This is a genomic window from Sphingobium aromaticiconvertens (assembly GCF_037154075.1).
Lineage (GTDB): Bacteria > Pseudomonadota > Alphaproteobacteria > Sphingomonadales > Sphingomonadaceae > Sphingobium > Sphingobium aromaticiconvertens.
This window is the reverse complement of sequence record NZ_JBANRJ010000001.1, coordinates 490,001-516,211: the sequence shown is the minus strand read 5'-3', so window position 1 is coordinate 516,211 and position 26,211 is coordinate 490,001. Positions and strand designations below refer to the sequence as shown.

Sequence of the window (26,211 nt, the reverse complement as noted above, 5' to 3'; positions counted from 1 at the left end):
ATCTTGCCGTAACCCCCGCCGTTGCACGGTGTAAATCAGTCCACCGATGCAGCGATAGGGAACGACCGAACTGCCAATGATATACACTTTGGCTTTTGGGTTTTTGTTGGGCGGAAAGACTGCCTCGATCGCCGCTTCGTCCGTTGGAGCGAACGACTTGCCATCGACCGTTACAATGCAGCGATTGCCTTCCTGAACGTCAAGACGAACGAGACGCGTCGCCGTGCCCTCATCCGCACTGGCGCAACTACCAGCAACGACAATCGGGGAAAGGCAAAACAACAGGGGCCGCACCGGCCCCTACTCCGCCGCCTGCGCCGTTCCCGCGTCGGTCATCTCTGCCTCCGCCTTCGCCGCTTCGATCTCGGCGGCCTTGGCTTCAACCAGGCGGATGATGTGTTCCACCATACCTTCGTCCTGAATGGTGTGGTCGGTGATGCCGGAGAGATAGACCATATGCTTGCCCGCGCCGCCGCCGGTCAGGCCGATGTCGGTTTCGCGGGCTTCGCCGGGGCCATTGACGACGCAGCCAAGGACAGAGAGCGAGAGCGGCGTGTTGATATGCTGGAGCCGTTCCTCCAGCGCCTGCACGGTGCGGATGACATCGAAGCCCTGCCGCGCGCAACTGGGGCAGGAGATGACCTTCACCCCGCGCGTGCGGATGCCCAGCGACTTCAATATCTCGTAGCCGACGCGCACTTCCTCTTCCGGTTCGGCCGAAAGGGACACGCGGATCGTGTCGCCGATCCCGGCCCAAAGCAGATTGCCGATGCCGATCGCGCTCTTCACCGTACCGCCGATCAGGCCGCCCGCTTCGGTAATGCCAAGGTGCAATGGGCAATCCACCGCTTCGGCCAATTGCATATAGGCCGCGACCGCGAGGAACACGTCGCTGGCCTTCACCGCGACCTTATAGTCGTGGAAATCCAGGTCCTGGAGCAGCTTGATATGGTCGAGCGCGCTTTCGACCAGCGCCTCCGGGCACGGCTCGCCATATTTTTCGAGCAGGTCTTTTTCGAGGGAGCCGCCATTCACGCCGATGCGGATGGCGCAGCCATTGGACTTGGCCGCATCGACCACTTCCTTGACCCGCGCGGCGCTGCCGATGTTGCCGGGGTTGATCCGCAGGCAGGCCGCACCCGCGTCCGCCGCTTCCAGCGCTCGCTTATAGTGAAAATGAATGTCGGCGACGATCGGCACACGGGCGGCGCGGACGATCTGCCTGAGCGCGGCGGTCGATTCGACGTCGGGGCAGGAGACGCGGATAATGTCCACGCCTGCCTCCTCGCAGCGGCGGATCTGGTCGATCGTTGCGCGGGCGTCTGACGTGGGCGTGTTGGTCATCGTCTGCACGGTGACGGGCGCGCCGCCGCCGACCGGGACATTGCCGACCATGATCTGGCGGCAGTCGCGACGCGCAATATCGCGCCATGGACGAAGGCCGGGATTATGGTCGGACATAGAAAAGGGGCTCCATCTGCATGAAGCCCCTATAGTCGCATATGGTGACGGTTAGAAGCGGGCAGTCAGGGATGCCGCAACCTGATCCGCATTGCCGATCGTGGTCGCGCGGGTGGTGGCGGTGATCGCCGCCGGGGTGCCCCCATAATAGACGTCCGGACGGATGATATTCGCCTTTTCCACGAAGGTGTGGGCGTAGGACAGGTTGAGTGCGAAAGCAGGTGAGATATTATAGGTCGCCCCCGCCGTCAGCCAGGCGCGGTCGCCATCGGGCACGCGCGTGGTCAGGAACTGCGGATTGGTGGGCGTGCGATCGAACATCGTGCCCGCGCGCAGGGTCAGCGTCTCGTTGAGGTCATATTCGCCGCCGACGCCTACGCTGAATGTGTCACGATAGTGGAGTTCCTTGACCGATGTGGCGGCGCCGACGGGCTGGATAGTGATATTCCTGAACACCGACCAGTTATACCAGCGCGCCGTGATCATCGCGCGCAGACTGGGGGTCAACTTGTGCGTCATGCTGGCGGTGACGATATCGGGCAATTCGAGTGGCGCGCTGGCGTCCAGCGTCGCATTGCCGCCCGCGAGCGGCCCCAGCAGGCCGGAAACGGCATAGCTGCCCTTCAGACCATGTTTCATGCGCGATCGATAATGGAGACCGAAATTGGTGTCGCCAGTAGTATAGAAAACGCCCGCATTCCATCCAACCGACCAGTCGTCACCCTTCACCTTTACCATGCCATCGGCCAGTAGCGGCGACACATTGGGCAGCGCGTTGATCAGCGTCACTTTGATATATTGCACATCGACGCCGCCACCGATCGACAGGCTGTCGGACAGTTTATAGGCTGCCGAGGGCTGGATATTGTAGGTTTTCAGGTCGGTATAGGTTGAATCATAGCGGCCGAAATAGCCGTCATCATATTCCAGCTTCAGACCGAAGGGCGCGTTGACGCCAATGCCGACCCACAGGCGATCGCTGACCTGGCCGGTTGCGTAAAAGCTGGGGATCGGGATCACCTTTTCAAACGCATTGCCACCCGAACCGCCATTGATCGCGACTGGCGTCGGAACGCCGGGAATCGTGCGGGTGGAGCCGCGATTGACCTGCTTCGCACTGGCCATCAGGGCGATGCCGCCAACCGACGTCTGGATACCGGGAAGCTGGGTCATCGCCGCCGGATTGAAATAGATGGTGGAGGGATCGTCCGCCGCCGCCGCGCCGCCCGACAGCGCGCGCCCGGTTTCCTTGGGCGACTGTTCCTGAAGATAAAAGCCACCGGCCAGCGCCGGCATCGGCAAAGCGGCCGCACCCGCGACCAATATCGCAGACATCATGGTGGTACGCGTAGGCGACATAGTCATTCCTTCTCCAAACAACCCAGACTTTAGGCAGTGCGGGAACCCCAGCGAGCGCCTGTCTTCACACCGCCCACTAGCGATTTGATGGTTAATATCCAGAAAAGCGGGCGCGATTTGTCGCATTTCCGCGGTTTGATGCCGATACGCAACAGGTTCCGCTACGGCAACGGCGGGGTGCCTCCGTATCGCTATGGGCTATCACCGGACGGTTCCTTTGCTAAAGGAGACATCCCTCAACATCGGACCCAAAACCGCCATGTCTTCCGATTCTCCCGTGCCCCCCTCCTCCGGTCCCTGGACGCTGCTGGTTCATGGTGGCGCGGGGGCGATGACACGCGATCTATTGACGGCCGAGCAGGATGCAACGGCGCGCGCGGGTCTGAATGCAGCGCTCGATGCCGGGGTCGCGGAGCTGGAGCGTAGCGGCTCGGCGCTGGACGCAGTCGAAGCGGCAGTGCGCGTGCTGGAGGACGACCCGCATTTCAACGCCGGGCGCGGCGCGGTCTTCACCTATGAGGGACGGATCGAACTGGACGCGGCAATCATGGATGGAAGCAGCCGGGATGCAGGCGCGGTGGCGGGCGTCACCACTACGCGCAATCCGGTCGGGCTGGCCCGCGCGGTGATGGAGAAAAGCCCCCATGTGCTGCTCAGCCGTGAGGGCGCAGACCGGTTTGCGGTCGAGCAGGGCGTCGAACAGGTCGAGCAGGACTATTTCATGACCGCTGAACGCCGCCGCCAACTGGAGGAACTCAAAGCGCGACCGGACGGCAGCTATTATGATGTCGACATGAAATATGGGACGGTCGGCGCCGTAGCGCTGGATGCGCAGGGCCATGTCGCGGCGGCCACTTCCACCGGCGGGCTGACCGGCAAGCGCTGGGCGCGGATCGGTGATTCCCCGCTGATCGGGGCGGGCACCTATGCCGATGATCGCGGTTGCGCGGTGTCGGCGACCGGCGCGGGGGAATTTTTCATTCGCGTCGGCGTCGGTCACGAAATTGCAGCGCGCGTGCGGATGATGGGCGAGACGCCCGACGAAGCCGCGCGCGCTGTCTTTGGCGAGATTGCGGCCATGGGCGGTGTCGGCGGAGTAATTGTCGCGGCGCCAGGTGGCGGCACCGCGATCCATTTCAACACGCCGGGCCTCTATCGGGGCAAAGCAACGAGCGACGGGGAGCGCCAGGTGGCGATCTATGGCGATGAATGAGCGGATGCGCCCGCTAATATTATTGCTGGGCGCACTGCTGATGCTGGCACCGACCCCGGCGATGGCCTGGTGGGAATTGGGGCATGAGACAGTGGCGAAAATCGCCGCGCGCAATGTGACGCCCAGGACTCGCGCCGCCATTACCGCGCTGCTGCGCCACGCGCCCGACATCCAGACGCCTGAATGCCCGATCAACACAATCGAGGGCGCGAGCGTGTGGCCCGATTGTATCAAGACGCTGGGGGACCGGTTCAGCTACCAATATAACTGGCATTATCAGAATCTGTCGATCTGCCAGCCCTATGACGTCAAGGCCGCCTGCCCCGACGGCAATTGCGTGACCGCGCAGGTGGATCGCAATTTCCGGTTGCTTAAGGACCGCAAGGTGCCCGCGCGCGAACGGTTGATGGCGCTGGCTTATCTGGTCCATTTCGTCGGCGACCTGCACCAGCCTCTCCATGCGGCGGACAAGGGCGACCTGGGCGGCAACCGGCAGAAGGCGGATTATGGAATCTATACGACGCCAAAGCTCAATCTGCACACTATTTGGGACGGCTGGCTGGCCGAGCGGTCGATTATCTCGCCGCCGCCGCTGGTACGGGTCTATACCCCCGCCGAGCGCGCAGAGATGGGCGGCGGCACGACGGAGGACTGGAGTCGCGAAAGCTGGACGCTGAGCCGCGACCTTGCCTACGGCCTGGCACTGGGCGGGAACGCCTGCACGATACCGGGAGACACCCGCGCGAAGCTGAACGCAGCGCAAATCAACCGCCTTGTACCTGCGGTGCGGTTGCAGGTGGAGCGTGGGGGGCTGCGGCTGGCGCGGTTGCTGGACGAAGCTTTGCGGTAGGGTCGGCCCGCCCGCTTCAATCCTTTAAATCCGCGTCGGTCACCTCCGCATCGGGCAGACGCCTGAATCGGATCGTGCGATCATGGCGCATGAGGATGAGGGCGCCATGATCCTTCCGCAGCGCTGTTTTTGAAAAAGCGACCGTGCCCAATGCGTTTGGCTCAAAACGGAAGCGAACCACACTGCCTGCGGCTCCGGACAGATCCACGGTCTCGCTGCGAAGCCCGAAGATTGGCAGAGTCAACGCGACGGACACCGGCTTTTCCCGCGGATCAAATGCCAGCGGTTCCTGCCGGTCGTTGAGCTGATGCTCGACTACGCTCCCATCCGCGAGACGGAGTTCAGCCTGGAAATATTGCCGTGACATCCCATTGGGCAGTTCCAATGTGATGCTGAGTTGGCCAGCGGGCGCATCAAGCCGACCTGCAAGAGTGAACCGGGGCGGAACGAACGGATCGCTGGTGAGCAGCACCTGGTCCTCATCTGATGCCCAGGTCCCCTGGGCTTGTTCATCAAGCGCGCCGTAGGACAGGCCATAGCGGAAGCGACCATCCTTGCGAAGTTCGAGGCCGACGGCCATCTCGGTCTGGCCTCCATCGTAAATGCCAACGACGTTGGTCTGTTTGGGTGAACCGGAGGGCGCCTTGGCTAGCGCCGCCAGGGGCGCAGCGAGCATGACGGCCGCGACAATGACGATAACAGCAGCAAAGGGGCATCGACCGACCATGCCCGCACCATTAAACCAATCTGCCGCGACCGCCAGATCCGGCCCGCCAAGCTAGAGCAGAATCCTATCATTCTGGTACATCCGGTTGCGGTGAAGTAATTTGCGCATCCGGCGCGAGTGACGCGAGGCCAAGCATTACGGATAGCATCCCACGGTGCTGTCAGTCTAAAGCCAACCGCTCTCTCACCGATGCATTTGGGTTTTTGATGAGGGTGAACTATCCCACGAGGAATTGCCACTCGACCAGGGCGGTCGAGCGTCGCTCCTTGTAGGCTTGCCGATCAACGAGATGGCGTTCGACAGAGAAAGATGGTTGTGAATGTTGGCATGGACGGACGCGAATTTCTGTAGCACCTTCATCTGTCGAAATCGCAGCATCGCGCGCGCTCTCGTCGTTGGAATGGAAGATGACTGTTTTCCACCCGATTGTTGGCCCAGCGACCGAGGGATTCCCGTTATGGATAACGAAACGGTGCATATGTTCATGTGTACGATCAACATGGGCGCGGATGAACTGGACGAATGGCTGCAAACCAGTGAAAGTAACGCGGTGGGATGGAAAGGTCGGAACGGCCTTGCGCCTGAGAGTGTTGGTCATGCGAGCGGACGTCGAATTGCCCAAATATTGCGGAGGCCCCAAGATGAGCTGAGGACAGACGAGATTGCCTTTATGCGAAAATGCATCGGGTACATCCGTCGTCACTCTGCCCAGCGCCCGGATAATGTTTTTACCTCGCGTTGGCGTTATTCGCTAAAGAACTGGGGATACGATCCAGTGAAGGATATCGTTTAAGTCTGGAGCTGCGGCGACACCGGAACGCCATTGCGCCCGTGTCGACCAACTTAATCTGATGCCGCGTTCGAAAAGCAGATCCCCAACATTACGAAGGCTTAGGGGAAAGCAGACATAAATCATCACCACGAGGCGTAATTCCCGGGGGGAGGAATTGAAATAGCGGAAGGGATTGGGTCCGGGCATGCGCGTTGTCTGCGACTACCGGCTTGACGTTTGCTGTCACAGAACCTGACCGACGGCACCGGCCGTGAGGGTCAGAGGGCACATTAAAGCGCCATTAACGCGGCTCGGCTACCACTGCGTCAATGAGGTTTCTCTGGAGCCATTCTTACTGGGCGGCGTTCCTCCGCTTCGCCATCAATGGCGGCGGTGTCGCGCTGGTGGCGGTTGCGACTTATTGTCTGTGCGCCATCATTCTAGGCTGGGCGCCGCTACTGGCAAACTTCGTGGCCTACCTCACCCAACTTGTCTTGGGCTATCAAATGCACCGGGTCTATAGTTTCCGGCAGAGCGACGCGCATTTCCCCGGTATTGTGCGATATCTGGTGATGTCGGTTGCCGCTTTCGCGCTTAACTCGCTGTGGGTTTGGCTACTGACCGGTTTACTGGGATGGGCCAACTGGACGCCGATCATCATGATGGTTGCCGCTACCCCTGTCATGACATTCGTTGTCGCGCGCCACTGGGTCTTTCGCGCCGCCTGACGGAATTACAAGCATCGCGGCCATGTTCATGCGATGCATCATGGCGATGGCTTCAGCGGAAACCACACGGCGTAAATCCGAAAAGCCCGCTTCATCAAAAGGGTCTGATCCGCCACCTGACATCGCAAGCTTGAATCACAGCCGAAAAAATCTACGCAACACGCATGCACGGGAATCTGCCCCGGCCACCATTACGTATAATTAACCATAGGAATCTAAAGCGACTTCGTAGCGCCATCAGGTTGGGGGGCACCATGAAGAACGCCACTAGACAAAACCGGCATACGCCGTTCCTGCTTTACGGCGTCCTGCTGTTCATCCTAGGCTTCGCCTCCTATCTGGTTGGCGTTCTGCTTGTGTTTCCCCGCTATCTACTGGGTCTGCGTCATCTGCTCGATCCGATTTCCGCCTGGCTGGTGTGGTACAGCGGCGTGCCGATCATGCTGGGGCTGGCCTTTGCTCTATTTGACCTCCTCTTCCTGTTCAGCGGCAAGAAGCCCAATGCGCCGGTTCGGTTTGAGCCGGTCCGCCGCCGTCGCGTGACTGTAGCCCTCACCGCCTATAATGATGAGGATAGCATTGGCCCCGCGGTCAGGGATTTTCTGGAGCATCCGCTGGTAGAGCGCGTGATTGTCGTCAGCAACAACTGCAGCGACCGGACCTTCGAGCGCGCGCAGGATGCAGGCGCCATCACCTTCAACGAAATGGCGCCCGGCTATGGCCGTTGCGTGTTTCGGTGCCTGTCAGAGGCTGTGAAATTCGAGGATACCGAGTTCGTCGTCCTGTGCGAAGGCGACAGTACCTTCCGGGCTTATGACATAGAGAAGCTTCTGGCCTATGCGCCCCATGCCGACATCGTAAATGGTACAAGGACCGTCGAGCCGCTGCGGCAATATGTCACACAGCTTTCCACCTTCATGTATTATGGCAATATTTTTGTCGGGAAGCTCTTGGAAGCGAAGCATCTGGGCCGCGGCACGATTACCGATGTCGGCACGACGTACAAGCTGTGTCGACGGGAATCGCTGATCCCGCTGCTTGACACGTTGAAGCCGGCCGTAAATCTCGAATTCAACGCCCATTTCCTCGATACCGCGCTTGGCAACGGACTCGTCCTGCTGGAATGCCCAATTACCTTCCATCCCCGGGTGGGAGTCAGTAAAGGCGGCAACATCAACAACTGGCGCGGATTTACCGTGGGCATGCGCATGATTTTCGGCATGCTCGATAACTGGAAGCGGTATGCATGACCGGCAATTATCATGAATCGCGCCTGACCGCAGACAAGCGCCGCGCCGGGGTGTGGAGCGCCCTGTGGCAATATTATTTCCGCTATCGCATCACGCCGCAGGATTGCGTGCTCGACCTGGGAGCGGGGTATGGCGACTTCATCAACAGCGTAACCGCATCCCGCCGGATCGCGCTGGATATGTGGCCGGGTATGCGCCAGCACGTCGCGCCGACTGTGGAGACGATCATCGGCCCGGTTGAGGATTTGGCAGCGGTGGAGGATGGCGCCGTCGATTTTGCCTTTGCGTCCAACCTGTTCGAGCATCTGTCGCAGCAGGCACTCGTGAGCGTCCTCTCTTCGCTCAAGGCAAAACTGTCGGATCGCGGCAGGCTGACGATCCTCCAGCCCAATTATCGCTATGCCTTTCGGGAATATTTCGACGACTATACTCATATCACCGCCTATTCGCACATTGGCCTTACAGACCTGATGACGGCGCATGGATGGGAAGTTCTGGAGGTTCATCCTCGTTTCCTGCCGCTCAGCATCAAGTCGCGCCTCCCGACGTGGAAGATGCTGGTCGGCGCCTATCTGCGCTCGCCCTTCAAGCCGCTGGGCAAACAGATGCTGATCGTGGCACGCCCGGCGCAACATCATGGGTGACGGTGGAGAGATCGCCCAAAAGACATGCTTTGCTCCAGACCGGATCGCGATCCTGCTTGCCGCAGGACTCGGCATCCTTGCGTGCGTCATGCTCTGGCATGTGGGCGAGCTGCTGACCCATCTGAAAGCCGTCCTCTTCTACCCCTATTCGCTTGATTATGGCGAAGGAATCGTATGGCAACAGATGCGGGACATGGTGGACGGCACGGCCTATGGCCCGCTTCAGGTCTATCCGGCGATCGTCTATCACTACCCGCCCGTCTTTCACATGACGTCGGCTGCGCTGGCGGCTCTTACCGGTATGGATCAGCTGGTCGCAGGGCGGCTGGTCTCCATTCTCTCCTCCTTCGCGACCGCATATATGGTGGGATTGCTGACGGCGCGCGCCATGCCTGCGGAGGTGGATGGGCGCGTCCGGGCAATTTGCGCAACGATGGCCGGGCTGCTGTTCCTCACCTGCTATCCAGTGCTGATCTGGACGCCGTTGATGCGGGTCGACATGCTGTCGGGAGCGTTGGGGTTGGCAGGCATGTTGCTCGCCCTGCGCGCACTCGATCGCCCCGCGTGGATTTATGGTGCGGCGGCCATGTTCGTACTGTCGCTCTATGCCAAGCAAATATCGATTGCGGCGCCCATGGCGGCCTTTTCGGTGCTGCTGCTGGTCCGCCCGGGGCTGGCGGTTCGCGGCATCGCCTTTTCAACCATTTCCGGTCTGCTGGCACTCGCATGGCTGAGCCGGGCAACGGACGGCGGGTTCCTGACGCATATTCTGGTCTATAATATTAATCGGTTCCTGCCATCGTCCTTCGGTGACATCCTGTTTCCACAGCTTTTCATCCACATGGTGCTGATCGCGCTATCCGTTCTGGGCGTGACGGCGACCTGGCGGGGCAGCAGGACTTTTCTGGACAAAGGCTCGCTCGCCTTGATCCGGGATTCTCTCGCGCAGAATCGAGCGGCGGTCGCGGCGCTGATGCTGCTGATCTTCCTCGGACTGAAGACGATCATGCTGCTGGGGATCCTGAAGTCGGGAGCCAGCTACAACTATATGATAGAATGGTTCTCCGCTGTCGCGGTCTTTGCGGCACTGACGCTGGCGCCCTTCGCTGCTCGGGCAATGGGGCAGACGTCCGGTGTGGAGAAGCTGTCGCCTGTCCATGTGGTTCTTGCCCTTGTCGCCCTGCCGCTGCAGCTGGCCTTCCTTCCCGTGGGCTTTTCCAGCGCGCAGGCCATTGCGCAGAACACCAAGGTAGGCGCCAGGATTGTGGAGCGGATCGCGTCTTCCACCCGGCCGGTTATTTCCGACGATATGACGCTGCTCATCCGCGCAGGCAGGAATGTCGAATGGGAGTCGGCTATCACCGCCGAACTGGCGCAGCTTGGCAAATATGACCAGCTCGGTTTCGCCCGACTAGTCCGTGCCCATTGCTTCGGTCTACTTGTGACCGAGGGGAAAGTTGACCGGCTGCCGTTCCGGGCGCGCTACAATCCGCCGGTTGCCGCGGCAATCCTCTCAGCCTATCCTCTGGAAGAAAAGATCAGCAAATACTCGCTGCGCTGGCCATCTGCCGCACCAGCATCGAACGGGCACTGTCCGCTTCGGTAGAAAGTGCCCGCTCCGTGAGAGGGGCGTATCTCATCGAGGATAGGGGCGTATCTCATCGAGCTCCGGCCCAAAGGGCTGCTTCCGCAACATCTGGAAGAACATGGCTAGCGGGCCTGACGCCAAGGGCAGCCAAGCAGTCAGCGATTTACATTCACACATCAGGGATGGCAAACGAACCAGGCTGGATCACCGGCCACATGGGCAAAGGGATAACGTGCCCCTGTTCGAGACCCGGCTCATCGGGCGGACATCGGACGGCTGCCGGCGCCTGCTTTGTCAGGATTTTATCGATCTCCTGCTCTTCTCTCGACCGCCGCCCAGCGCGAGCGCGGCAACCTCTGATCGCCGCCTGCCAGTGCCGATCCCGCTGCAACCAAGAAAGCCACCACTACTCTCAGGCGCCGCAGCCTGGACGATGAACGCGAGACCGGGGATGCCATGTCATCAACATCTGGCTCCTCTCGCGCATGCCCGATGCCCGCGACCGTGCAGCGCCTCGTCTTCGGCAGCGGGCGGTACAAGGTCGCGTCCTGCGCCGGCGCGCCGGGCAAGCTCACCGCCACGGGCGACGGCGCCTACATGATCGACGGCAACTGGGCTTGTGCGTCCGGGTCGCATCATGCCGACTGGGCGATCGTGCCGGTGATGGGGGAAGCGGGCTTCTTGATGGCGCTGGTGCCGATCGGCGATCTTCGCCGCGAGAAGACATGGAATGTCAGCGGTATGCGCGCCACCGGCTCCGACAACCTGATCGCGCAGGGCGTGCGCGTGACCGACGCCAATCTCTGCGCACCCGCCGAAATGGCCGCCGGGGAGGCGGGCAAGACCGGCGAGCGCTTCGACGAGGCGAGCGATTTCTGGGCGCCGACCCCCGTCCTGCGCCCGCAGGTGATCGTCGTGCTGGCAGGCGTTGCGCAGGGACTGCTCGACAGCCTGCTGCCCGGCGTGGGCAAGCCCATATTGAACACCAGCTTCGCGGCAAAACGCGACTCCCACTTCTATGTCGGGCGGCTGGGCGAGGCGGCGGCAAAGATCGGCGCGGCCCGTGCCATCGCGGAAAAATCCCTGTTCACCAACGACTGCGCGGCGACGGAGCGACGGCTCCTCACCCATGTGGAACGCGTGGCGATGAAGGCGGAAAATGCCGTGGCGAGCGAATTGCTAACCGCCGCCGTCGATCAGCTCATGACGCTGGGTGGCTCGTCGGCCTTTTACAACAGCCATCCGGCGCAGCGTCACTGGCGGGACTTCAGCATCGCCATCCGCCACATCGTCTACAATATCGACCTCAGCTACGAAATATTGGGGCGCGACATGCTCGGGCTGGAGCCGATCAACGTCCTGTCCGCCGTGCGCTTCACCCGCGCGCTTCTGCCAGGGATGCGCGCGCGCGGCTAGGGCCGGATCGTGTCCATCTCCTCCGAATCCGGTGTCCAGCCCGACCCGATCGGTGCCGACTACAACGCCGCCAAGGCCGCGCTCAACGCCTTCTCCAAGACCATCTCCAAGGCTTATGCCGCCGAGGGGGTGCGCGCGCGAACATTGTCTCGCCCGCCTTCACCCTGACCGAGGGGTAAAGGGCATGATCGCGAGCTATGCGCAGCAGACCGGTGCACCGCTCGCCGAGGCGGAGGCCGCGCTGCTCCAGAGCTTCCGCCCGAACATCGCGGTCGGGCGCGGTGGACAGCCCGACGAGATTGCCGGCGCGGTTGCCTTCCTGGCGTCGGACCGTGCGGACTTCGTCAACGGGGCGATCCTGCGCGTCGACGGCGGCTCGGTCGCGTCGGTCGGCGGCTGATCGCGATGGCGACCGCCTTCACCCTCGACCAGAGACAGCGCGCCGCGCCGCCCCTGCGCGCCGTCCCGGTCACTGAAGAGGATGTGCGCAACCGCATCGACATCACCCTGCCGCGCAAGATGCTCGCCATCCTGCCCGACGCGGGGCAGCGCGTGCTCGCGCAGGGTCATCGCCGCGCCACCATCCTCGCCGCCGCGCGCGCGCTGTTCGATGAAGGCGGCTCCTCGGGGGTAACGGTGCGGCGGCTGGCGGCACGGAGCGGGGTCGCTGCCCCCACAATCTACGCTGGTCGGCGGACGCGGCGCGGTCGTCGAGCAGGCGCTGCTCGAAGGCCTGGGCACGTGTATCGAGGAAGCCCTGGTGCTGGCGATGCGCGGCGACGTCAACATCGTCTCCGCCTATGTTGATGCGCTGTGGTGGGCGGCGATGACGCGCCCGACCTATGCCCGCCATCTGGTCGAACTCTGCGCGCCCGCGCCAGGCGGCCGCCGCGTCGACAGCATGCTGCGTGAAGAATCGGTCGGCACGCTTTCGCGCTGGCTGTCTGCGCTCTGCGACGCGGACCGGCTCGACCGGCTGGGCGGGGCGCGCGCCGTCGCCGGCGCGCTTCAGGCGCATTTGCGCAGCGCCTTCATCGACTGGACCGACCGGCGCGGGAGCCTGCCTCATTTGCGGCGCGACCTCGCCACGGGCGCTGCGATCTTCCTCACCGGCCTGCTCGACTGCGACGAGCAGAACCGCCTCCATCAATGGCTCGATGGCTTAGGAATCGGGAACGCAGCGTAAACTTATGGCTTCTCCCCTCCCTTTGAGGGAGGAGCCGGGGGTGGGTGCGCCGTGTTAGCGGCGCCATATTACCGAGATGACTGAGGCTCGCTTTGCTCTTACCCACCCAAACCCCTACCGCATCGTCTCCCGATTGTCGGACACCATATAGGTACCGGTGATGTTGCGCGATTCGTCGGAGGCGAGGAAGAGGACGAGGTTGACAAGGTCGGCAGGATCGGCAAGCAGCCGCGTCCCGCCCTCGTCGCGCCCGCGTTCCTCCCCCTGTTCGAAGGCCGCACCCATCATCGGCGTGTTGTGCGCGCCGGGGATGGACGCCGCGACCGCGCGCGCCGCATCCTCCGCGACGTCGGTCAGCACGACGCTCGCGCCTTCTTCCGCCAGCCGCCGCGCATCGGCGGCGCCCAGACCCGACGCGGCGCCGGTCACGATGCAGACTTTTCCGGCGACCCTCCTCATCGGCTTTCTCCTTGGCTCAGCCATAGGCCTCTGCCATGCTCGGCGTCGACAGGCGCGACGGATCGGGATCATGGGGCGCCGGACCATGGTCGATCATCGGAAACCACCGTCCGCTGAAATCCGCCGGGCCAAGATAGCCGATGTCGATATGCCGCCGGGCAAAGCGCCATGCGCCGTCCTCCAGCCTGTAGCTGTCATGATAGATGCCCTTGAGGAAATTCACCGGCGCGCCGGCGGGCACCAGCGTCTCCTCCAGATAGACGCGCGCCGCAGGCTGGTCGCGATCGAAACCGAAGACGACATTGTGCGAAAGCTGCCAGACCTTCTCGAACGGGGCCATAAGTTCCACCCAACGCGACACGATCGCCTCCCGCCCGCGCACCACCTCGCCCAATATGTGCCATTCGCCGTCGCTCGCCCAGCATTGCGAATAGCCCGCCCGATCGCGCCGCCAGACACAATCGCTGGACCGGGCCAGCAGCGCGCGCAGCGCCGATTCGATTTCGAGGGACACAGCCCATCTCCTTTCACATTTGACACCGATGCCTCACCCGCACCCATTCGCCAAGGGCGCGCGCGGCTGTCCGACGGAAAGTTTATCGTTTCGGTCGCTTTGTTATCGTCTGCACGATGCCCAATCGGGCGCGCTTTGCTACACTCCGCGCAGATAAGGATCGCGAGGAAGAGATGGCCGAACGCAGCTTCATGAAATATCCCATCCGGCAGGTCGCCTATTATATGCCCGACGCGCGCAAGGCGGCGCAGGAGCATGCCGCCGCCTTCGGGTCCGGCCCCTATTACGTCGCCGAGCATATCCCCATGCACCTCGCCCGCCATCGCGGCCAACCGGGCGTCTTCGCAGGTCAACAGCAAGGAGCCGTCGGTCTTCACCGACCTCTATCCCAATGGCGGGCCGGGCTTCCATCATGTCGCGCTGATCGTGGACAATCTGCAGGCGACGATGAAGGAGTTCGAAGAGAAGGGCCTCGAGGAAGGCTTTTATGGCGAGGTCACGCCGGGCGGGGTTTTGCGATGATGGACGCGACGAAGCAGTTCGGCCACTTCATCGAACTCTACGAACCGACGCCGCCGCTGCTCGGCGTCTATCATCTGATCAAGACCGCCTCCTGCAACTGGACCTACAAGGAAGGCGAGGATGTCTGCCGCAGCTTCGCGCTGGTCTGATACATAACAACGGAGAGAGACGATGAAGCCGATCGCAGGCGCCACCCCGTTCAACCAGATCGCCTATGTGGTCGATGATCTGGACGCAGGCGTCAAATGGTGGACGGAAGTGATGGGCGTAGGCCCGTTCATGATGCTGCGCGACCTCGTCTATGACGAATCGGACCTGCATGGCGAGAGCATGATCCTGGGCCTTCATGCGGCGATCGCCTATTCGGGCGACATCAATATCGAACTGATCCAGCCGGTCGGCCGGTCCATCTTCGCGGAATGGCGCGAGGCCGGGCGGGAGGGGATGCACCACACCTGCGTCTTCACCGACGATTTCGCCGCAACGGAAAAGGACGTGCTCGCGCGCGGCGGCAAGCGGCTGCAGGGCGGGCGGATCAGCGGCGGCATCATCGGCTATTATGCGATGGGCGGCGATCAGGGCGTGATCCTGGAGGTCGCGCAGCTTGGCGAGGGCGCGACCGCGCTGTTCGGCGCGCTGCGCCATGCCGCCAGGACGTGGGACGGCAAGAACCCTCATTTCACCATAACGGGATAATCCGCCATGACCGTCCCCCCGCTGGTCGCCTCCTATTTCACGCTCGCGGGATTCCGCCCGATGGCCGGGCCGCACCAGCCGAGTCCCATCGATATGCGCCGCCGGATCGAGGCAGCGGCGGCGGCAGGCTATAAGGGTGTTGATTGCCGTTGAGAAGTGACCCGGGGTTTTCATCGAGAAGTGACCCACCTTGCGATTATGTTTCGGATGTCACCGTTGGGTCAAGATGAGGTTTTCTCCTTTCGCGCTGTGGGCTGCTGAGCAGAGCTGTTTTTGAACCGGAAGCTGTCGTTGCCGGTTTCAAGGATGTGGCAGTGATGGGTCAGCCGATCGAGCAGCGCTGTGGTCATCTTGGCATCACCGAACACGGTGGCCCATTCACTGAAGCTGAGGTTGGTGGTGATGATGACGCTGGTGCGCTCGTAAAGTTTGCTGAGCAGATGGAACAGCAATGCACCGCCTGAGGCGCTGAACGGCAGATAGCCGAGCTCATCGAGGATCACGAGATCGGCGTGGGCGAGCCTTCCGGCGACCTGGCCTGCCTTGCCCTGGGCCTTCTCCTGTTCGAGCGCATTAACCAACTCGACGGTGGAGAAGAACCGCACCCGTTTTCGATGATGCTCGATGGCCTGAACGCCCAGCGCTGTCGCGATGTGGGTCTTGCCGGTGCCGGGGCCGCCGACCAGCACGATGTTGTCGGCAACGTCGATAAACTCACAGCGGTGAAGCTGGCGCACCAGCGCTTCGTTGATCTCACTGCTGGCGAAGTCGAAGCCTGCCAGGTCGCGATAGGCCGGGAACCGCGCAGCCTTGAGTTGATAGGATACCGATCGCACCTCTCGTTCAGCAGTCTCCGCCTTCAGGAGCTGGGACAGGATCGGGATGGCGGCATCGAACGCCGGTGCACCCTGTTCCATGAGATCGGTAACGGCCTGCGCCATGCCGTGCATCTTGAGGCTGCGCAGCATGACGATAATAGCGCCGCTGGCGGGATCATGACGCATGGCGGCTCTCCCGACGCAGAGCGTCATAGCGCTCGACATTGGCCATCGGCTCGCTGACCAGTCTCAGCGCCTGTGGCGCCGTGACCGGCGGCGTTGTCAGCGGCTTGCCGTCGAGCAGACGGTGCAGGAGGTTGAGGATATGGGTCTTGGTTGGAACGCCCCCCTCCAACGCCATCGTGACGGCCGTCAGCACGGTCTGCTCGTCATGATGCAGCACCAGGGCCAGGATCTCGACCATCTCCCTGTCACCGCCAGGAGACCGCAACAGATGCCGCTGCAGCCGCTGGAAGGGATCAGGCAGTTCAAGGAACGGCGCCCCATTGCGCAGGGCACCTGGCTTGCGCTGCACCACCGCCAGATAATGGCGCCAGTCATAGACGGTGCGCCCCGGCCCATCGTGGGATCGTTCGATGATACGCTGGTGTTCGCACAGCAACTGTCCCTCGGCGACCACCAGGAAGCGGTCGGGATAGACGCGCAGGCTGACGGGGCGGTTGGCGAACGACGCCGGCACGCTGTAGCGGTTGCGCTCGAGATGGACGAGGCAGGTCGGTGAGACCCGCTTGCCATACTCGACAAAGCCATCGAACGCCCTGCCTGTCGGCATCAGGCTCGCCACCTCATCCGCCCAGGCATCAGCGACAGACCCGGGCTCGATTCCGTGCGGAATATCCTGCCATAGCGCCTTGCAGCGCTCCTCCAGCCAGATGTTCAAAGCGTCGAGGCTCTGAGTCTGGGGGACAGGCTGCCACAGGCGATGCCGTGCATCCTGCACGTTCTTCTCGACCTGGCCCTTCTCCCACCCAGCGGCCGGATTACAGAACTCGGCCTCGAACAGATAATGGCTCACCATCGTCAGGAAGCGGGCGTTGACGGTCCGGCTCTTGCCGCGCCCGACCTTGTCGACGGCAGTCCTCATGTTGTCGTAGATGCCGCGTCGCGGCACGCCGCCCAGCACGCGGAACGCATGATTATGGGCGTCGAACAGCATCTCGTGGGTCTGCAGTAGATAGGCCCGCACAAAGAAGGCGCGACTGTAGCTGAGCTTGAAGTGCGCGACCTGCAGCTTGGTGCGCACGCCATCGATGATCGCCCAGTCCTCGCTCCAGTCGAACTGGAACGCCTCACCCGGTGCGAAGGACAACGGCACGAAGGTGCCTCTGCCGCTCATCTGCTGCTGGCGGCGATAATCATCACGCCAGTCCCGGGCAAAGGCCGCGACACGGCCATAGGAACCGTCAAAGCCGAGGCTCACCAGATCGGCATACAACTGCTTGACCGTGCGCTTCTGCTTGCGCGGACGGCCCATCTCCCGCCTCAGCCAGGCTGTCAGCCGCTCGACGAACGGGTCCAGCTTGCTCGGTCGCTCCGGCACCTTGAACTGCGGCTCGATCGTGTCCGACCGCAGATATTTACGAACGGTGTTGCGGGAAAGACCGGTGCGCCTGGCTATCTCCCGGATCGATAGATGATCGCGGTAATGCCACCGCCGGATAACGCTCAATAATGCCATGTCCAACACTCCATGGTCCCCCGCTCGTCAAAGCCAGGGACGTGTTCAAACATGGGTCACTTCTCAGTGGAAATTACTGGCTTCCCCGGGTCACTTCTCAACGGCAATCAACAGGCTGGCCCAATTTCGGTGTGACGACCTCGTCGATGCCGGGATAGCGCTCATAGCGCAGCGCTGCGCTGAGGTTGAGGCGATACAGGCCCTTGCGCCCCTGGAAGGGCGAAGCAAGGGGCACGTTAAGTTCGCCATAGGCATAATAGCTGTCCTGCGAGCGCCGGACATTGGCGACATTACCGGGCCCCCGATCGGCATTGAGCAGATTGCTGCGATAGCCGGCACCAAGGGCGGCGCGCGCCGTACCACCGCCCAGGTCGAACAGGCCTCCATCGGCCGCCAGTTCGAAGGATTTCCCGTCATTGCAATAGCAGAGCGGCGTCGAACGGATGAGCGTCTGGCCCACGAAATTATTCGCGCGGGTGAAAACACGTTCCTTCCCATAGACGCCTGAAAGCGCGCCCCGCCATCCACCCGGCAGTTCGAGCGTCAGCGATGGGGCCACGGCGAAAGAGCGGCTGGTGGACGGCTGTTCGGTACGGCTGACGGACAGGTCCCCGGCGGGATTGTCGGGAAAACCGATTTCCGTCCGACGCCGATTGAAGAGCAGGTCCGCCGCGAAGGAAAGCCGTTCCGTCAGTTCCTGATGGCCGGAGAGGACAATGGCATGGCGCTCGGTCGGCGGGAAGATGATGACGCCCGGGCGTGAGCGGGCAAAATCGCGCTCATCCGAGCGCAGGCTCGTGCTGCGGGCATATTCATAGGATGCGATGATGCCGCCTGACCGCCATTTGGCGCCGGTCGTTGCGGCCACCCGCTGCCGGGAATAGCCGCCCTGCGTCGCCAGGCCTCCGTCGAGATCAACGGTCAGGCCTTCGAAGTCCCGGCGCAGGATGATATTGGCAACGCCGGCCACGGCGTCGGAGCCATATAGAGCTGAGGCGCCATCCGCGACGACTTCCAGACGGTCAACCGCACCCAGTGGTATGGCGGATACATCGACGCCCTGCCGGGAACCATTATAGGCGAGCCGATGGCCGTTGAGCAGGGTGAGCGTGGCGTCGCTGCCAAGACCGCGCAGATTGATCGTCGCCGCACCGCCAACATTGATGCCGTTGGCGCTGCCGACATTCGCGCCGACACCGAGATTCTGCCCGCCTCCGAAACTCTGGGGCAGGTTGCGGGCAACTTCGGCAAGGCCCGTCTGCCCGCTCGCAATGATTGCCTCTCGATCAACGCTGATCGTGGGGGACGCGACGGGCGCACCGCGAATGCGGCTCCCGGTCACGGTAATCGAGGTGCCTTGCCGTTCCTCGCTGCTCTCCGACACACTATCGCGCGCAATGGCTTCGATGATCAGGTCTGAACCCACCGCCCGGTAGCGCAGGTCGGTTCCTGCCAACACTCTCCCCACTGCCCCTTCGGTCGTGAACGCCCCATCAAGCGCGGGAGCGGTCCTGCCAGCAAGGACCGACGCGGCAGCGCCGATATTGCGTCCCGAACGGGCGGCGATCGCCCTCAGCGACAGTTCAAGCGATTGGGCCGGCAGATGATAGACATACTGGCCATTTTGCTGCGCGCGAGCCGGTTGTGAGCCGAACATCGTGGAGACGGCAAGGGCCGGCACCGAAACGGCCAGGGCCGTGTTTCGAAATAGTCGCATGGGGCATTCCTCTCGGCGAAGCACCGACGCGGCGTCGCTCGAAGGGGAAGACCGATATTTGCCGATTTACCCTGGTAATTTTTTCGCAGGCACCGCCAGCAGGAAATTTCCCGCCCGATCCTTATTGAGGGAAAGCCCAAAGGTCGCAGCGAGCAGCTTTGCGAGGCCCGCTGTGTCGTCGGCCACCATCGTCCCGGTAAACTTAAGCTGCGCTGCGTCCGGGCTGACGATGATGATTCCCGCTGCCGCATGACGATTGGCGAGGCGGGCCACGTCACCAAGTTCTGCATTCGAAAAAGATAGCACGCCGGTCGGCCAGTCCCTCGCTCCCGCGGATATCGGTTCCGGCTCGCTCGGGGCCCCGTCTTCGACAAATGCCGATTCCCCCGGCATGAGAAATTGCCCTTGCCTGGTGCCAAAATGACGTTTGACCTCTACGGAACCGCGCAGAAGGGAAACCGTCATCCTTTGGCCCTGCAGGTCAACATCGAAGATCGTGCCGTGCGCGATGACATCGCCGTTCCCGGCCGACACAATGAATGGGCGAACCGCATCGTGGGCGACATCGAAGCGGGCGCGACCCCGCTGCAACAGCAGATGCCGCTGCTGGTCGCCATAGTCGACAATGACGACGCTGCCTGCATCGAGCGTCACCTTGGATCCGTCGGGCAGGGAAAGCGTCCGTATTTCGCCGATTCCAGACGCCAACTCATCCGCGCGTTTCGGGTTGCCCGCGGCGCTCAGGGCATGAAGGCAAACAAGGGCAAGTGCGATCACGATGCAAGCCGCTGCAGCCAGCATGAGACGCCCGCCGTTTTTAGTCGGCTGCGCTGACTTTGCTTGGCTGTTTGCCTCGCCGGCCGGCGTCAAACCCGCAGAGGCTGTTTCATCCCAGCTTGCAAGTACCTCGTCATAAAGGTCTGCGTGCCGGATATCGGCACTGTACCAATCGGCAAACGCCTCATAATCCTGCGTATCGCTGGAATCGCGCAGACGCGCGAGCCAGGCGGCCGCTTCCTCCCGGATTTGATCATCCGAGCGCCCCTCACCGGTGGGATCGACCATCAACGCGCCCGCAGCACGCGATCAAGCTGGATTATTGCCTTGTGCATGTGCCACTCGACCCCTTTGATGCTAAGCCCTTGGTCCCGGGCGATAACCTTATAGCTCATGCCATCGACCCGATGCGCGAGAAAAATCGCGCGCGTTCTGGGTTTGAGTTTCATGAGGGCCGTCTGTAGCCGGTTTAGCATGTCTCGTGCCTCCAGGGCCGCCACTATATCGGGACCTTGCAGTGCCACCTCTTCCACCGGATCATGCCGGGTAAGTGATCTTTGCAGAGCCACTTTGGCACGATCACGCAACAAGTTTTTGGCAATCTGGTTGAGATAGGCCTCGGGGTGGTCGATCGCCTTCTCCTTCGATGCACTGGCTTCGGCAAGTCGGGCAAAACATTCCTGAACAAGATCGCCAGCATCCTGCCTTTCGGTGCGTCCGCCGAAAAAGCGATGAAGCCGCGGCGCGCGCGCGCGATAGAGGTCTTCCAAAGCGAGCGCCGAACCGATGACGATCCGATCATCGGGGGGCAGCGGGTCGCCCTCCGCGATCCGAGGCTCCGAAAGAGAGTTCAGGATGTTGGCGATTAGACGCATGGAAACATCCAACCATGCTTCGCTACGCACGAATGTATCTCAGATGGTATCAGTGCGTCCGTCATGCCTGCTTCGCCTCTTCATGGGAGGCAAAGCCGGCTGGAAGCCGGGTGTTGAGAACATGCCTAAGCCATGCGCCGATGCCTTTCACCGCAAGCGGCTTGGACATACGCATCGGCCACCCGGCAATATATGCCAGTGGAGAGTCTCTTAGGGAGGTTCTCACGCCTCCGCGCCGTTCTCATTCGACGCACCACAAGCTTAGCGAATTGATTCGGCAAGGCAATATCCAATTTGCTTCACCCTGAAGGCTATTTCCGTCATATCGTGAACACGTATTCTTCCTGATCTTGACCTCAAAGGTACGCCTTGGGCCCAATGAGACCCGTGACGCATGCACGGATGTGTCGAATACTCATCCACACGCGCAAGTGATTGATCGGATATTGCGTTAGCGCGGAAATGAGGTGATCATGGTGGACCGCAAGCATCCTTCTCGGCGCGTTCTACGGGAACCCGCGGAACTCAAGCTGAGAGTTGGGGATGCGAGCAGCGACAAGCGCCTTGTAGCATTGATTCATATGCTCGCCCGCCGTGCCGCGCGAAAGGCCTATCGCAAAATGTTGGAGGAGCGCCGCACACCCCGCTCCTGATGCAGGAGATCATTTGTGAAGGTTGCGCTCTATGCCCGCTACTCATTCGACAAACAGCGCGATGCCTCGATCGCCGATCAGCTGCGCATCTGCCGTCTGCATGCAGAAAAGCAGGGATGGCAGGTCGTTGAGGAATATGCCGATCACGCAATCTCCGGTGCATCGCTTTTAAGACCTGGCATCCAGGCGCTGATGTCCGATTCCGGCCAAGGGGGATTTCAGATCGTGCTGGCTGAGGCGATGGACCGCCTGTCCCGCGATCAGGAAGATATCGCAGGCCTGTTCAAGCGGATGGCCTATGCGGACGTCAAGATCGTCACCCTGTCCGAAGGTGAAGTCAGCCATCTCCATGTCGGCCTCAAGGGAACAATGAATGCCCTGTTTCTCAAGGATCTTGCCGACAAGACCCGGCGTGGTCTGCGTGGGCGGGTCGAGCAGGGCAAGTCGGGCGGCGGTAACAGCTATGGCTATGATGTCGTAAAGCGACTCGATGCCAGCGGCGAACTGATCCGTGGTGATCGCTCCATCAATGAGACGCAGGCAATGGTCATCGAACGGATCTTTCGCGATTTCGTCGCGGGTAAGTCCGGCAAGCGCATCGCCAGCGAACTTAATAAGGAGGGTATCGAAGCGCCGACGGGAGGCGCATGGGGGTTCAGCACCATCAACGGCAACCCCAAGCGCGGCACGGGCATCCTCAACAATGAACTCTATGTTGGCAAGCTGATCTGGAACCGGCAGCGCTTTATCAAGGCTCCCGACACCGGAAAGCGCCAGGCACGCCCCAATCCGGAATCTGAATGGATCGTTCAGGACGTGCCCGAACTGAGGATCATCGACGATGCGCTTTGGCAGCAGGCCAAGGAGCGACAAAAATCCTGCCAACTCACCCGGCCTGATTCAACAGAAACGCCCACGCCGTTCCGGGACCGCAGGCGACAGAAATATCTCCTGTCCGGCCTTTTGCGATGCGGTTGCTGCGGTGGCGCCTACTCCATGATTTCGGCAGCGATGCTGGGATGCGCTACTGCACGGAACAAGGGTACCTGCGACAACCGATTGAATATCCGGCGTGACCGGCTGGAGGAGCGGGTTCTCAATGCGCTGCGGCATCATCTGATGGACCCCACGCTCTTTGCCGAATTTTGTGAGGAGTTCACCCGGGAGATCAATCGGCTGAGGAGCAACGCAGGCGCAGCCATCACCGCAGCTCAGGCAGAGATCAGCAAGATCGACCGGGATCTTGATATGCTGGTGAACTTGATCCTGCGAGGTGGTGCAGCAGACAAGATCAACGCCAAGATGGTGGGGCTGGAGGCTCGAAAGAAGGAACTGGAGCGTGACCTCGCCCAGGCGCAGGAGCCGCCGCCCCTGCTGCACCCGAACATGGCCCATCATTATCGGGCGCAGCTCGACAATCTGTCCCAGGCCCTCGACCATACCGACGAAACTCAGCGTTTCGAAGCGGCGGAAGTCATTCGCTCGCTGATCGACGAGATCATTCTCGTACCCGAAGAGGGCGAGTTGAAGATTGATGTGCGTGGGGATCTGGCGGGCATATTGTCGATCGCGCTTGAACGCAAAAAACCCGCCTCTGGGGCGGGTTTCAAGCGGCCTATGGCCTCCGGTGATTGTGATCATCTCAAATCGCAATTTGAGATGGTTGCGGGAGCAGGATTTGAACCTGCGACCTTCAGGTTATGAGCCTGACGAGCTACCGGGCTGCTCCATCCCGCGACACTGTCCCATGCTGGGTGCATGGGGGTTTGTAATGCAAAAAGGCGGCCTTTTGGGCCGCCCTTTTGACATGTGAATGGGTTTTTTCTTATGCGCGTGCTGCAATGCCTGGCGACGACCTACTCTTCCAGTGCTTGAGCAATAGTACCATCGGCGCAGTCTGGTTTCACGGCCGAGTTCGGGATGGGATCGGGTGGGTCACAGACGCTATGGTCACCAAGCAATGAAGCAGGCGCATAAGGGTTTTTAATCGATACCGTGCACGGTGTGTATTTTGACCTGTAATTATCGGGCTGCGTATAATCATCGCACATCGCCTTGGCGCTGGATATCCAGCACTGTTGTTGATGGTGGGACTCTTAAGCGCGAACAGAGCAATTAGGACTGGTTAGCTTCATGCGTTACCGCACTTCCACACCCAGCCTATCAACGTGGTGGTCTTCCACGGCTCGATGAAATCTTATCTTGAGGGAGGCTTCCCGCTTAGATGCTTTCAGCGGTTATCCCGTCCATACATAGCTACCCAGCTGCGCTCCTGGCGGAACGACTGGTACACCAGAGGTATGTTCAACCCGGTCCTCTCGTACTAGGGTCAACTCCTCTCAAATTTCGACGCCCACGGCAGATAGGGACCAAACTGTCTCGCGACGTTCTGAACCCAGCTCACGTACCACTTTAATTGGCGAACAGCCAAACCCTTGGGACCTGCTCCAGCCCCAGGATGTGATGAGCCGACATCGAGGTGCCAAACGATTCCGTCGATATGAGCTCTTGGGAATCATCAGCCTGTTATCCCCGGCGTACCTTTTATCCGTTGAGCGATGGCCCTTCCACGAGGGACCACCGGATCACTATGACCGACTTTCGTCTCTGCTCGACTTGTCAGTCTCGCAGTCAGGCGGGCTTATGCCATTGCACTCTAACAGACGGTTTCCAACCGTCCTGAGCCCACCATCGCGCGCCTCCGTTACTCTTTAGGAGGCGACCGCCCCAGTCAAACTACCCGCCACAGAGGGTCCCTGCACCGGATAACGGTGCGAGGTTAGACATCAGAAAACAACAGGGTGGTATTTCACCTATGGCTCCACGACAACTGGCGTCATCGCTTCAAAGCCTCCCACCTATGCTACACAGTTCTTTCCTAATGCCACTCTGAAGCTGCAGTAAAGGTGCACGGGGTCTTTCCGTCTAACCGCGGGTACTCCGCATCTTCACGGAGAATTCAATTTCGCTGAGCATATCCTGGAGACAGTGGGGAAGTCGTTACGCCATTCGTGCAGGTCGGAACTTACCCGACAAGGAATTTCGCTACCTTAGGACCGTTATAGTTACGGCCGCCGTTTACTGGGGCTTCAATTCAGAGCTTGCACTCCTCCTCTTAACCTTCCAGCACCGGGCAGGCGTCAGGCCCTATACGTCGTCTTGAAGCCGACTTAGCAGAGCCCTGTGTTTTTGCTAAACAGTCGCTACCCCCTGGCCTGTGCCCCCCATGAAAAGTTGCCTTAACATGGGGCCTCCTTCTTCCGAAGGTACGGAGGCAATTTGCCGAGTTCCTTCAGGATACTTCTCTCAAACGCCTTGGTATACTCTACCATTCCACCTGTGTCGGTTTAGGGTACGGTCTATACGGTGGGGCTATTTCCTGGGACGATTTCCCTGCCCGGAGCAATCCAATAAGCCCGAACAAGTTACACCATCCGTCACACACCACCAGGCCCACGAATATTAACGTGGTTCCCATCGACTACCCCCTTCGGGCTCGTCTTAGGGGCCGGCTTACCCTGCTCAGATTAGCTTTAAGCAGGAACCCTTGGAATTTCGGCGACAGTGCATCTCACACTGTTAATCGCTACTCATGTCTGCATTCGCACTTCCGATACCTCCACGACCCATTACCAGATCGCTTCATCGGCCTACGGAACGCTCCGCTACCGCTTGGATCAAAAGATCCAAACCCTAAGCTTCGGTGCATCACTTTAGCCCCGTTACATCTTCGCCGCAGGATCTCTTATTTAGACCAGTGAGCTGTTACGCTTTCTTTAAAGGATGGCTGCTTCTAAGCCAACCTCCTGGTTGTTTTGGAAATCCCACATGCTTTCCCACTTAGTGATGACTTGGGGACCTTAGCTGTAGGTTAGGGCTGTTTCCCTTTTGACGACGGACCTTAGCACCCGCCGTCTGTCTGCCGAACTAGACTCGTTGGTATTCGGAGTTTGGTTAGTGTTGGTAGATCTCGCGACCCCCGCAACCATCCAGTGCTCTACCCCCAACGGCAAATATTCGACGCTCTACCTCAATAGATTTCGCGGAGAACCAGCTATTTCCCGGCTTGATTGGCCTTTCACCCCTAAGCACAACTCATCCGACAATTTTTCAACATTGAACGGTTCGGTCCTCCAGTGCGTGTTACCGCACCTTCAACCTGGTCATGCATAGATCGCCGGGTTTCGGGTCTAATGCATCAAACTATGGTCGCCCTATTCAGACTCGCTTTCGCTGCGCCTACACCTAACGGCTTAAGCTTGCTTGATACACTAAGTCACAGACCCA

At 60.9% G+C, this 26,211-nt stretch carries 27 protein-coding genes, 1 tRNA gene, 2 rRNA genes and 1 pseudogene (1 of these 31 running past the window's edge); 17 read left to right on the top strand and 14 right to left on the bottom strand.

What is annotated here, in order from left to right:
• Positions 1-300: 300 nt before the first annotated feature.
• Positions 301-1,461 carry a flavodoxin-dependent (E)-4-hydroxy-3-methylbut-2-enyl-diphosphate synthase gene (ispG, locus tag WFR25_RS02720; RefSeq protein ID WP_336968259.1) on the bottom strand — a complete coding sequence of 387 codons (1,161 nt, stop codon included), beginning with the start codon at positions 1,459-1,461 and terminating at the stop codon, positions 301-303.
• Between the two features lie 51 nt (positions 1,462-1,512).
• Positions 1,513-2,820, bottom strand: a complete 1,308-nt coding sequence (locus tag WFR25_RS02715; RefSeq protein WP_336974625.1) for an OmpP1/FadL family transporter — start codon at positions 2,818-2,820, stop codon at positions 1,513-1,515.
• Between the two features lie 259 nt (positions 2,821-3,079).
• On the opposite strand from WFR25_RS02715, the gene WFR25_RS02710 reads away from it, so the two are divergent.
• Both WFR25_RS02710 and WFR25_RS02705 read left to right on the top strand, forming a co-directional pair.
• A complete protein-coding gene (locus WFR25_RS02710) occupies positions 3,080-4,033 on the top strand; it encodes an isoaspartyl peptidase/L-asparaginase family protein (RefSeq protein WP_336968257.1) in 954 nt (317 codons plus the stop codon).
• Positions 4,020-4,883, top strand: a complete 864-nt coding sequence (locus tag WFR25_RS02705; RefSeq protein WP_336968255.1) for a S1/P1 nuclease — start codon at positions 4,020-4,022, stop codon at positions 4,881-4,883. Before WFR25_RS02710 ends, WFR25_RS02705 begins: the two co-directional genes overlap by 14 nt.
• Positions 4,884-4,899: 16 nt before the next feature.
• Here the strand turns inward: WFR25_RS02705 and WFR25_RS02700 are convergent, their stop codons facing one another.
• Together WFR25_RS02700 and WFR25_RS26575 are read right to left on the bottom strand one after the other, a co-directional pair.
• Complete coding sequence (locus WFR25_RS02700; protein WP_336968252.1) at positions 4,900-5,610, bottom strand: hypothetical protein; 711 nt, start codon at positions 5,608-5,610, stop codon at positions 4,900-4,902.
• 217 nt (positions 5,611-5,827) lie between these two features.
• Positions 5,828-6,065, bottom strand: a pseudogene (locus tag WFR25_RS26575) (DDE-type integrase/transposase/recombinase); the annotation flags it as partial.
• 2 nt (positions 6,066-6,067) lie between these two features.
• Here WFR25_RS26575 and WFR25_RS02695 point away from each other — a divergent pair.
• The 10 genes from WFR25_RS02695 to WFR25_RS02650 all read left to right on the top strand — a co-directional run bounded on the left by WFR25_RS02695 (position 6,068) and on the right by WFR25_RS02650 (position 13,194).
• Positions 6,068-6,403, top strand: a complete 336-nt coding sequence (locus WFR25_RS02695) for a DUF3140 domain-containing protein (protein ID WP_336968250.1) — start codon at positions 6,068-6,070, stop codon at positions 6,401-6,403.
• Positions 6,404-6,711: 308 nt separating this feature from the next.
• Complete coding sequence (locus WFR25_RS02690) at positions 6,712-7,110, top strand: GtrA family protein (RefSeq protein ID WP_336968247.1); 399 nt, start codon at positions 6,712-6,714, stop codon at positions 7,108-7,110.
• Between the two features lie 254 nt (positions 7,111-7,364).
• A complete protein-coding gene (locus WFR25_RS02685; protein WP_336968244.1) occupies positions 7,365-8,360 on the top strand; it encodes a glycosyltransferase in 996 nt (331 codons plus the stop codon).
• A complete protein-coding gene (locus tag WFR25_RS02680) occupies positions 8,357-9,004 on the top strand; it encodes a class I SAM-dependent methyltransferase (protein ID WP_336968243.1) in 648 nt (215 codons plus the stop codon). Before WFR25_RS02685 ends, WFR25_RS02680 begins: the two co-directional genes overlap by 4 nt.
• Positions 8,997-10,610, top strand: a complete 1,614-nt coding sequence (locus WFR25_RS02675; RefSeq protein WP_336968242.1) for a hypothetical protein — start codon at positions 8,997-8,999, stop codon at positions 10,608-10,610. The genes WFR25_RS02680 and WFR25_RS02675 overlap by 8 nt, the downstream gene beginning before the upstream one ends.
• 438 nt (positions 10,611-11,048) lie before the next feature.
• A complete protein-coding gene (locus tag WFR25_RS02670; RefSeq protein WP_336968240.1) occupies positions 11,049-12,008 on the top strand; it encodes an acyl-CoA dehydrogenase family protein in 960 nt (319 codons plus the stop codon).
• 9 nt (positions 12,009-12,017) lie between these two features.
• On the top strand, positions 12,018-12,176 hold the full coding sequence (locus WFR25_RS02665) for an SDR family NAD(P)-dependent oxidoreductase (protein WP_336968239.1): 159 nt from the start codon (positions 12,018-12,020) through the stop codon (positions 12,174-12,176).
• A gap of 16 nt (positions 12,177-12,192) precedes the next feature.
• Complete coding sequence (locus WFR25_RS02660; RefSeq protein ID WP_336968236.1) at positions 12,193-12,408, top strand: SDR family oxidoreductase; 216 nt, start codon at positions 12,193-12,195, stop codon at positions 12,406-12,408.
• A gap of 5 nt (positions 12,409-12,413) precedes the next feature.
• On the top strand, positions 12,414-12,815 hold the full coding sequence (locus WFR25_RS02655; RefSeq protein WP_336968234.1) for a helix-turn-helix domain-containing protein: 402 nt from the start codon (positions 12,414-12,416) through the stop codon (positions 12,813-12,815).
• Positions 12,769-13,194: a hypothetical protein gene (locus WFR25_RS02650; RefSeq protein ID WP_336968232.1), complete on the top strand. Its 426-nt coding sequence runs from the start codon at positions 12,769-12,771 to the stop codon at positions 13,192-13,194. Before WFR25_RS02655 ends, WFR25_RS02650 begins: the two co-directional genes overlap by 47 nt.
• Positions 13,195-13,308: 114 nt before the next feature.
• Here the strand turns inward: WFR25_RS02650 and WFR25_RS02645 are convergent, their stop codons facing one another.
• Positions 13,309-13,653: an SDR family NAD(P)-dependent oxidoreductase gene (locus WFR25_RS02645; protein WP_336968230.1), complete on the bottom strand. Its 345-nt coding sequence runs from the start codon at positions 13,651-13,653 to the stop codon at positions 13,309-13,311.
• A gap of 16 nt (positions 13,654-13,669) precedes the next feature.
• Positions 13,670-14,167 (bottom strand): nuclear transport factor 2 family protein, encoded by a 498-nt coding sequence (locus tag WFR25_RS02640; RefSeq protein WP_336968229.1) that lies wholly within the window; start codon positions 14,165-14,167, stop codon positions 13,670-13,672.
• Between the two features lie 255 nt (positions 14,168-14,422).
• Here WFR25_RS02640 and WFR25_RS02635 point away from each other — a divergent pair, with 255 nt between their 5' ends.
• From WFR25_RS02635 to WFR25_RS02620, 4 genes are read left to right on the top strand one after another with little or no spacing between them, the layout of a single operon-like run.
• On the top strand, positions 14,423-14,689 hold the full coding sequence (locus WFR25_RS02635; RefSeq protein WP_336968228.1) for a hypothetical protein: 267 nt from the start codon (positions 14,423-14,425) through the stop codon (positions 14,687-14,689).
• On the top strand, positions 14,686-14,838 hold the full coding sequence (locus WFR25_RS02630; protein ID WP_336968226.1) for a hypothetical protein: 153 nt from the start codon (positions 14,686-14,688) through the stop codon (positions 14,836-14,838). Before WFR25_RS02635 ends, WFR25_RS02630 begins: the two co-directional genes overlap by 4 nt.
• Before the next feature lie 22 nt (positions 14,839-14,860).
• Complete coding sequence (locus WFR25_RS02625; protein ID WP_336968223.1) at positions 14,861-15,385, top strand: VOC family protein; 525 nt, start codon at positions 14,861-14,863, stop codon at positions 15,383-15,385.
• Between the two features lie 6 nt (positions 15,386-15,391).
• The gene (locus tag WFR25_RS02620; protein WP_336968222.1) at positions 15,392-15,538 is read left to right on the top strand and encodes a hypothetical protein; all 147 of its coding nucleotides are present in this window, start codon (positions 15,392-15,394) and stop codon (positions 15,536-15,538) included.
• Positions 15,539-15,606: 68 nt separating this feature from the next.
• Here WFR25_RS02620 and istB read toward each other — a convergent pair whose 3' ends face one another.
• The 5 genes from istB to WFR25_RS02595 form a co-directional block, all read right to left on the bottom strand.
• The gene (istB, locus tag WFR25_RS02615; protein ID WP_336968219.1) at positions 15,607-16,389 is read right to left on the bottom strand and encodes an IS21-like element helper ATPase IstB; all 783 of its coding nucleotides are present in this window, start codon (positions 16,387-16,389) and stop codon (positions 15,607-15,609) included.
• Entirely contained in the window at positions 16,379-17,902 is a 1,524-nt protein-coding gene (gene istA / locus WFR25_RS02610) for an IS21 family transposase (protein WP_336968217.1), read from the bottom strand. Before istA ends, istB begins: the two co-directional genes overlap by 11 nt.
• Before the next feature lie 97 nt (positions 17,903-17,999).
• Positions 18,000-19,619 carry a TonB-dependent receptor gene (locus tag WFR25_RS02605; RefSeq protein ID WP_336968215.1) on the bottom strand — a complete coding sequence of 540 codons (1,620 nt, stop codon included), beginning with the start codon at positions 19,617-19,619 and terminating at the stop codon, positions 18,000-18,002.
• Between the two features lie 66 nt (positions 19,620-19,685).
• A complete protein-coding gene (locus WFR25_RS02600; protein ID WP_336968212.1) occupies positions 19,686-20,684 on the bottom strand; it encodes a FecR family protein in 999 nt (332 codons plus the stop codon).
• The gene (locus tag WFR25_RS02595; protein WP_336968210.1) at positions 20,684-21,301 is read right to left on the bottom strand and encodes an RNA polymerase sigma factor; all 618 of its coding nucleotides are present in this window, start codon (positions 21,299-21,301) and stop codon (positions 20,684-20,686) included. Before WFR25_RS02595 ends, WFR25_RS02600 begins: the two co-directional genes overlap by 1 nt.
• Positions 21,302-21,939: 638 nt before the next feature.
• Between WFR25_RS02595 and WFR25_RS02590 the strand changes: the two genes are divergently transcribed.
• The gene (locus tag WFR25_RS02590) at positions 21,940-23,628 is read left to right on the top strand and encodes a recombinase family protein (RefSeq protein ID WP_336974624.1); all 1,689 of its coding nucleotides are present in this window, start codon (positions 21,940-21,942) and stop codon (positions 23,626-23,628) included.
• Here WFR25_RS02590 and WFR25_RS02585 read toward each other — a convergent pair.
• The 3 genes from WFR25_RS02585 to WFR25_RS02575 all read right to left on the bottom strand — a co-directional run.
• Positions 23,585-23,661, bottom strand: a tRNA-Met gene (locus WFR25_RS02585). The two genes, WFR25_RS02590 and WFR25_RS02585, sit on opposite strands and share 44 nt — an antisense overlap.
• A 106-nt stretch (positions 23,662-23,767) precedes the next feature.
• Positions 23,768-23,882: ribosomal RNA gene (gene rrf, locus WFR25_RS02580) — 5S ribosomal RNA — on the bottom strand.
• A gap of 138 nt (positions 23,883-24,020) precedes the next feature.
• Positions 24,021-26,211: ribosomal RNA gene (locus WFR25_RS02575) — 23S ribosomal RNA — on the bottom strand (it continues 617 nt past the right edge of the window).

Coding starts and splice junctions, on each gene's coding strand:
- ispG (WP_336968259.1), bottom strand. CDS start 1,461: ATGTCCGACCATAATCCCGGCCTTCGTCCATGGCGCGATATTGCGCGT.
- WFR25_RS02715 (WP_336974625.1), bottom strand. CDS start 2,820: ATGTCGCCTACGCGTACCACCATGATGTCTGCGATATTGGTCGCGGGT.
- WFR25_RS02710 (WP_336968257.1), top strand. CDS start 3,080: ATGTCTTCCGATTCTCCCGTGCCCCCCTCCTCCGGTCCCTGGACGCTG.
- WFR25_RS02705 (WP_336968255.1), top strand. CDS start 4,020: ATGGCGATGAATGAGCGGATGCGCCCGCTAATATTATTGCTGGGCGCA.
- WFR25_RS02700 (WP_336968252.1), bottom strand. CDS start 5,610: ATGGTCGGTCGATGCCCCTTTGCTGCTGTTATCGTCATTGTCGCGGCC.
- WFR25_RS02695 (WP_336968250.1), top strand. CDS start 6,068: ATGGATAACGAAACGGTGCATATGTTCATGTGTACGATCAACATGGGC.
- WFR25_RS02690 (WP_336968247.1), top strand. CDS start 6,712: ATGAGGTTTCTCTGGAGCCATTCTTACTGGGCGGCGTTCCTCCGCTTC.
- WFR25_RS02685 (WP_336968244.1), top strand. CDS start 7,365: ATGAAGAACGCCACTAGACAAAACCGGCATACGCCGTTCCTGCTTTAC.
- WFR25_RS02680 (WP_336968243.1), top strand. CDS start 8,357: ATGACCGGCAATTATCATGAATCGCGCCTGACCGCAGACAAGCGCCGC.
- WFR25_RS02675 (WP_336968242.1), top strand. CDS start 8,997: ATGGGTGACGGTGGAGAGATCGCCCAAAAGACATGCTTTGCTCCAGAC.
- WFR25_RS02670 (WP_336968240.1), top strand. CDS start 11,049: ATGTCATCAACATCTGGCTCCTCTCGCGCATGCCCGATGCCCGCGACC.
- WFR25_RS02660 (WP_336968236.1), top strand. CDS start 12,193: ATGATCGCGAGCTATGCGCAGCAGACCGGTGCACCGCTCGCCGAGGCG.
- WFR25_RS02655 (WP_336968234.1), top strand. CDS start 12,414: ATGGCGACCGCCTTCACCCTCGACCAGAGACAGCGCGCCGCGCCGCCC.
- WFR25_RS02645 (WP_336968230.1), bottom strand. CDS start 13,653: ATGAGGAGGGTCGCCGGAAAAGTCTGCATCGTGACCGGCGCCGCGTCG.
- WFR25_RS02635 (WP_336968228.1), top strand. CDS start 14,423: ATGCCGCCGCCTTCGGGTCCGGCCCCTATTACGTCGCCGAGCATATCC.
- WFR25_RS02630 (WP_336968226.1), top strand. CDS start 14,686: ATGATGGACGCGACGAAGCAGTTCGGCCACTTCATCGAACTCTACGAA.
- WFR25_RS02625 (WP_336968223.1), top strand. CDS start 14,861: ATGAAGCCGATCGCAGGCGCCACCCCGTTCAACCAGATCGCCTATGTG.
- WFR25_RS02620 (WP_336968222.1), top strand. CDS start 15,392: ATGACCGTCCCCCCGCTGGTCGCCTCCTATTTCACGCTCGCGGGATTC.
- istB (WP_336968219.1), bottom strand. CDS start 16,389: ATGCGTCATGATCCCGCCAGCGGCGCTATTATCGTCATGCTGCGCAGC.
- istA (WP_336968217.1), bottom strand. CDS start 17,902: ATGGCATTATTGAGCGTTATCCGGCGGTGGCATTACCGCGATCATCTA.
- WFR25_RS02605 (WP_336968215.1), bottom strand. CDS start 19,619: ATGCGACTATTTCGAAACACGGCCCTGGCCGTTTCGGTGCCGGCCCTT.
- WFR25_RS02600 (WP_336968212.1), bottom strand. CDS start 20,684: ATGGTCGATCCCACCGGTGAGGGGCGCTCGGATGATCAAATCCGGGAG.